Raw genomic sequence first — 5,865 nt, 5'->3', positions numbered from 1 at the left:
TGGTAGCCGAATTAAGGGATGATACGGGATCGCTGGAGCTCACCTGGTTCCAGGGCATTAACTGGATACAAAAAAACATACAGGTGGGTCAGTCCTACTTGGTTTTCGGAAAGCTCTCTTACTTCATGGGCAGCCCCCAGATCACCCATCCCGAAACAGAGTTGCTCACTGCCGGAAAAAGCGAAGGCAAAAACTATCTCGAGCCGGTTTATCCCACTACCGAAAAATTAAAAGCAAGAGGGCTTAATGGCAGACAGATCGGAAAGCTGGTGCAAACGCTAACCGGGCTGCTGCATGAAAAAGACATACCCGAAAATATCCCGGATAATATTATGCAGCAACTGCAGCTACTGCCACGGTACGAGGCTTACCTGAATATTCATTTTCCCGCTAATAACGAACGATATGAAAAAGCCCTGACCCGGCTAAAGTTCGAAGAACTGTTTATTGCACAGGTGCGGCTGGGGCTGATCCGCTCTAACAGGCATCGTTATTCGAAGGGTATTGTATTTGAGCAGGTGGGTGAATTATTCCATACTTTTTATAAGCGCCATCTCCCCTTTGAATTGACCGGCGCGCAAAAAAGAGTATTGAAGGAGATCAGGCAGGATACGGCAAGAGGGTTTCAGATGAATCGTTTGCTACAGGGAGATGTGGGCAGCGGAAAAACCATTGTGGCCCTGCTTTGCATGCTGCTCGCAGCCGACAATGGTTATCAAAGCTGCATGATGGCGCCCACTGAAATACTCGCGCAACAGCATTACGACAGCATCAGGGAACTTTTAAAAGATATGCCCGTTGAAACAGGCCTGCTTACCGGCTCCACAAAAAAGGCCCGGCGAAGAGAACTTTTATCGAAAGCTGCAGACGGCAGCCTTCATATACTAACAGGTACGCATGCCCTTATTGAAGACCAGGTGCAGTTTAATAAGCTTGGCTTTGCCGTAGTAGATGAGCAGCACCGTTTTGGTGTGGCACAAAGAGCGAAGCTGTGGGAGAAAAGTGAAATTCCCCCGCATGTGCTGGTAATGACGGCAACGCCTATCCCAAGAACATTGGCCATGACGGCCTATGGCGACCTTGATTACAGCATCATGGATGAGCTGCCCCCCGGAAGAGTACCCATCACTACTGTTCACCGTTATGAAACCGCCCGTTCGCAGGTAATGGATTTTATAAAAGCCGAAATTTTAAAGGGACGACAGGCTTATATCATTTTCCCCCTGATCGAAGAAAGTGAAAAAATGAATTACGAAAACCTGATGAAAGGTTATGAAAATGTGAAAGCGTATTTCCCTGAGCCAAAATACTGGATAAGTATGGTACATGGAAAAATGAATGCGGCGCAAAAAGATGCAAACATGCAACGTTTTGTACAAAAGGATACTCAGATCATGGTGTCTACCACCGTTATTGAAGTGGGCGTGAATGTTCCGAATGCCACTGTAATGGTCATTGAAAGCGCGGAAAAATTCGGCTTATCGCAATTGCACCAGTTGCGTGGCAGGGTGGGGAGAGGAGGCGAGAAAAGCTATTGCATTTTGCTTACCGGTAATAAGCTTACCGCTGAGGCGAGGGAAAGATTGAAAATGATGTGTGCTACCAATGATGGTTTTATGATAGCAGAAAAGGATCTTGAGCTACGCGGACCGGGAGATATTGAGGGTACGCGCCAAAGCGGAATGCTCAATTTTAAGCTGGCGAGCATCGTACAGGATAAACATTTGTTAGATTTAGCCAAACAACATGCAGAAAATATACTGACTGATGACCCCGAACTGGGTCTGGCAGTTAATTTGAAGTTAAAAAGCCATCTTATGCATCAAAAAGGGCAAACCTTGTGGAGTAAGATATCGTAAATCTGTATTTAAGGTTAAATTCGCTATCCGGATCTGTACATTTAATTAAGAAACTGAGTTGAAATCTAAATCCCACATATTTCTCGTTTATTTATTGTTCAATACCCTGGCAGCCTTTACACAGCAGGCGGTTGAGTTCACCGAAAACAAAGGTCAATGGAACGATTCAGTACTGTTCAGGGGACTCATCAATAACGGTGCCTTTTTCCTGGAAAGGAACGGCTTTACCGTATTGCTGCACAATGAAGATGATTTGCAGCAAATTACGGAGCGTATACATGGCCATCCGCCGGAAGGGGAAACAGATCCAAAAACGAGTAAAAGATCGGCTCATCCCCGGCCCGGTCATGGAAATGAAACGGATCCTGATGCCGGCATTACGCTGCGCTCTCATGCATATCGTATGCGCTTTGCGGGAGCCAGTGCCGATGCCACGATAATAAGCGAAAAGCCGGTCAATTCTTATGAAAATTATCTTACCGGCAATGACCCTTCCAAATGGGCGGCCAACTGCAAAATATTCCAGGCGGTTACCTACAAGAATATTTATCCAAATATTGATGTGCATTATTATGCACAGGGTGGGCAATTAAAATACGATATTGTTGTTTACCCCGGGGCCAATATTAATGATATTGTTATGCAATACGAGGGCGCGGATAAATTGCAGATCAAAAACCGGGAACTGTATATCAAAACGTCGGTGGGCGATATAAAAGAACTATCCCCCTATTCTTACCAGGCTGGCAGCGCAGGAAAAAATGAAGTGGATTGCAGATATGTACTGGAAGGCAGAGATAAAGTGAAGCTGAAGGTCAGGCAATATGATCCGTCGCAAATACTGGTAATTGACCCCACTCTTATATTCGCCACCTTTACAGGCAGCGCCTCGAGCCAGTGGGGATTCACGGCAACTTACGGTTCAGACGGAAGTTTATATTCGGGAGGTATTGTCTTTGGTCCCGGCTTTCCGGTTTCGGCAGGCGCTTTTCAAACTGCTTACAGCGGAAGCAGTGGTACAGAAGTTTTTGATATAGGCATCATGAAATTCAACGGCAGCGGTAACAACAGATTGTATGCTACCTATATTGGTGGTACCGGAGCCGACCAGCCGCATAGTTTAATTGAAGACAGCCAGGGCAATCTCGTAATACTGGGCAGAACGAATTCAGGCAATTACCCTTTGCAGCCTGCAGATAATACATTGGGTAGCGGAGGCGGATTCGACATTGTAGTATCAAAGCTCAACAGTACGGGTACGCAGCTTATTGGTTCAAAACGAATCGGTGGATCCAATTCAGACGGAGTGAATATATCTACTTCCCGGTCGCCCAACAGCCTCTCCGTTTTTTATGGTGATGATTCAAGAAGCGAAGTAATATTGGATAACAGCGATAATATTTATATTGCCAGTTGCACGCAATCGGATAACTTTCCTGTAACCAGCGGTGCCTCACAGGCTACCAGGGCAGGTAAGCAGGATGGTGTGGTAATGAAGATAGCACCCGATGTTGGAACTGTGCTGTTCAGCACATTATTTGGCGGTGATGATGATGACGGCACTTTTGTTATTGCGCTTAACCCGCTTAACAGCAATATATATGTAGCCGGATCAACCAAAAGCAATGATTTGCCGGGCGTGCCGTCTTCGGGTGCTGTTGCACCGGCTTACCAGGGGGGCACAGCAGATGCTTTTGTAGCAATATTCAGTAATTCGGGCGCTTTACAAAAAGCTACCTATCTCGGTACCGGCAATATGGATGCCATATATGGTTTAAAATTTGACCAGAAAGGGTTTCCCTATGTTACGGGCGTTACTCTTGGTGCATGGGAAGTTACCCCGGGCGTATATAATAATCCCGGCACAAAACAATTTATCGTAAAAATGCAGCCCGATCTTTCGGCAAATGTATATTCAACCGTATTTGGCAGCGGCACTTCAACCTTCAATATCTCACCTGTAGCTTTTGCCGTAGATAAATGTGAAAATGTATATGTAGCGGGATGGGGCGGCAGATTGAACCCCAGCAGCGATGATCCGTTCCATACTTCCGGCACTTTTGGAATGCCCACAAAGAACTGCGATGTATTGCCCAATGGCTGTAGTACGGATGGCAGCGATTTTTATTTTTTTGTGCTGGAAAAAGATGCACAGGATATTTTATTTGGTGCATTTTACGGACAAAAGGGAGGCTTTGGCGATCATGTGGATGGCGGGACCAGCCGGTTTGATGCCAATGGTGTCATTTACCAGGCTATATGTGCGGCATGCTTTATATCGAGGTTTCCCCAAAGTACTTTTCCCACAACACCGGGTGTATGGCGGCCAAGATCGGGAAATCCAAACGAATGTAACCTGGCAGCGGTAAAAATTGAAATGGACTTCTCGGGGGTAACCAACGGTATCCGAACAACTATAGAAGGAAAACCCTACAGGGATTACGGCTGTGTGCCGGTTACCGTAGATTTTTTAGATACCTTGCAGAAAGGAAAGACATACCTGTGGGATTTCGGCGATGGCAATACGGCCACCACAACCACGCCCGGCATCAGCCATACATATAATGTTGTTGGATCTTATAACGTAAGCCTGATCTCTATAGATTCCAGCAAATGCATTGTAAGCGATACAGCATATACTACCATCAGGGTAAGAACGGACAGGGCAGCATTGGGAGCAACCGCCAGTAAATTGCTTCCCTGTGAAAGCCTGAATTTTGAGTTTACCAATACATCGGTGGCGCCACCGGGTAAGCCTTTCCACAACAGCACATTTACCTGGGATTTTGGTGATGGTTCGGCGCCGGTAACAACAGGACCCGGTAAAATAATACATGAGTTTCCTTCACCAGGCACATATAATGTAAAGCTATCCCTGGCCGACACCAATTATTGTAATGCACCCGACACCTTTGCGCTTACCATGCGTGTGGCTCCCAATGTTGAGGCAAGATTTGAAACACCGGCCGAAGCATGCATACCACATCATGCTGTATTTAACAATACATCAGAAGCGGGACAATCGTTTTACTGGGACTTTGGCGATGGCACTACTTCAACCGAATTTTCCCCTGAACATGATTACAACACAGAGGGCACTTACCGGGTAAAACTGGTAGTTGTTGATTCCATGACCTGTAATATTTCCGACTCTGCATTTTTTACCATTAATGTACGGCAGGGGCCAACAGCCGGCTTTACTTTCAGTCCCGTACAGCCACAGGAAAATACGCCGACAACTTATACCAATACCTCAATGAATGCGGTAAGCTATAAATGGTATTTTGGCGATGGTGATACTTCTGTACAGGTTAATCCGGTACACCAGTTCAATTCATCGGGTGAATTTAATACCTGTCTTATTGCCTACAACCAGTATGGCTGCGCCGACACGGTTTGCCAGCCGGTATCGGCACTTGTATCTCCTTTAATTGCTGTAGCCAATGCCTTTTCACCCAATGGCGATGGTGTGAATGATAAGGTATTTGTGAGAGGTTATGCTATTGGAAAAATGGTTTTCCGTATATACAACCGGTGGGGTCAACTGGTATACCAAACCACAGACCGGAACCAGGGCTGGGATGGAAAATACAAGGGCGTTTTGCAACCCATGGACGCATATGCCTATACGCTGGAAGTAGAATTTACCGACGGAAGCAAAGCAACCAAAAAGGGAGATATTACGTTGCTGAGATAAAGAAGAATTTGAGATTTGAGATTTCAAATATCAAATATCAAATTTAAGATCTGACTGCCTGGAGATTGACGAATATAACGGAGGTTACGAACATGTTACTATCTTTATTACATACACGATGTTCATGGGCGCGGAATGCAAAACACATTTTGATGCAGCGGATCGTTAAACATAGCCGTACAACGCGGATCTTTATATTCACATTGTTAATGGGAACGGGCATATTAAACGTGCTGCCGTCTTTCGTTTGCGCCCAGGATCTGCATTTCTCACAATTCTTCAATTCGCCGTTAACCACCAACCCTGCCA

The 5,865-nt window shown here is 45.7% G+C and carries 2 protein-coding genes; both read left to right on the top strand.

The features are described 5' to 3' along the window. On the top strand, window positions 1-1,859 hold a 1,859-nt coding region (gene recG / locus PLH26_RS19480), incomplete at its 5' end, for an ATP-dependent DNA helicase RecG (RefSeq protein WP_324587692.1). 58 nt (window positions 1,860-1,917) lie between these two features. Beyond that, entirely contained in the window at window positions 1,918-5,556 is a 3,639-nt protein-coding gene (locus tag PLH26_RS19475) for a DUF7948 domain-containing protein (RefSeq protein WP_324587691.1), read from the top strand. Window positions 5,557-5,865 lie beyond the last annotated feature (309 nt).

The organism is Agriterribacter sp., from assembly GCF_035444585.1.
Lineage (GTDB): Bacteria > Bacteroidota > Bacteroidia > Chitinophagales > Chitinophagaceae > Agriterribacter.
Note: the sequence above shows the minus strand (reverse complement) of the source record. Positions and strands in the feature narration are given on the sequence as shown.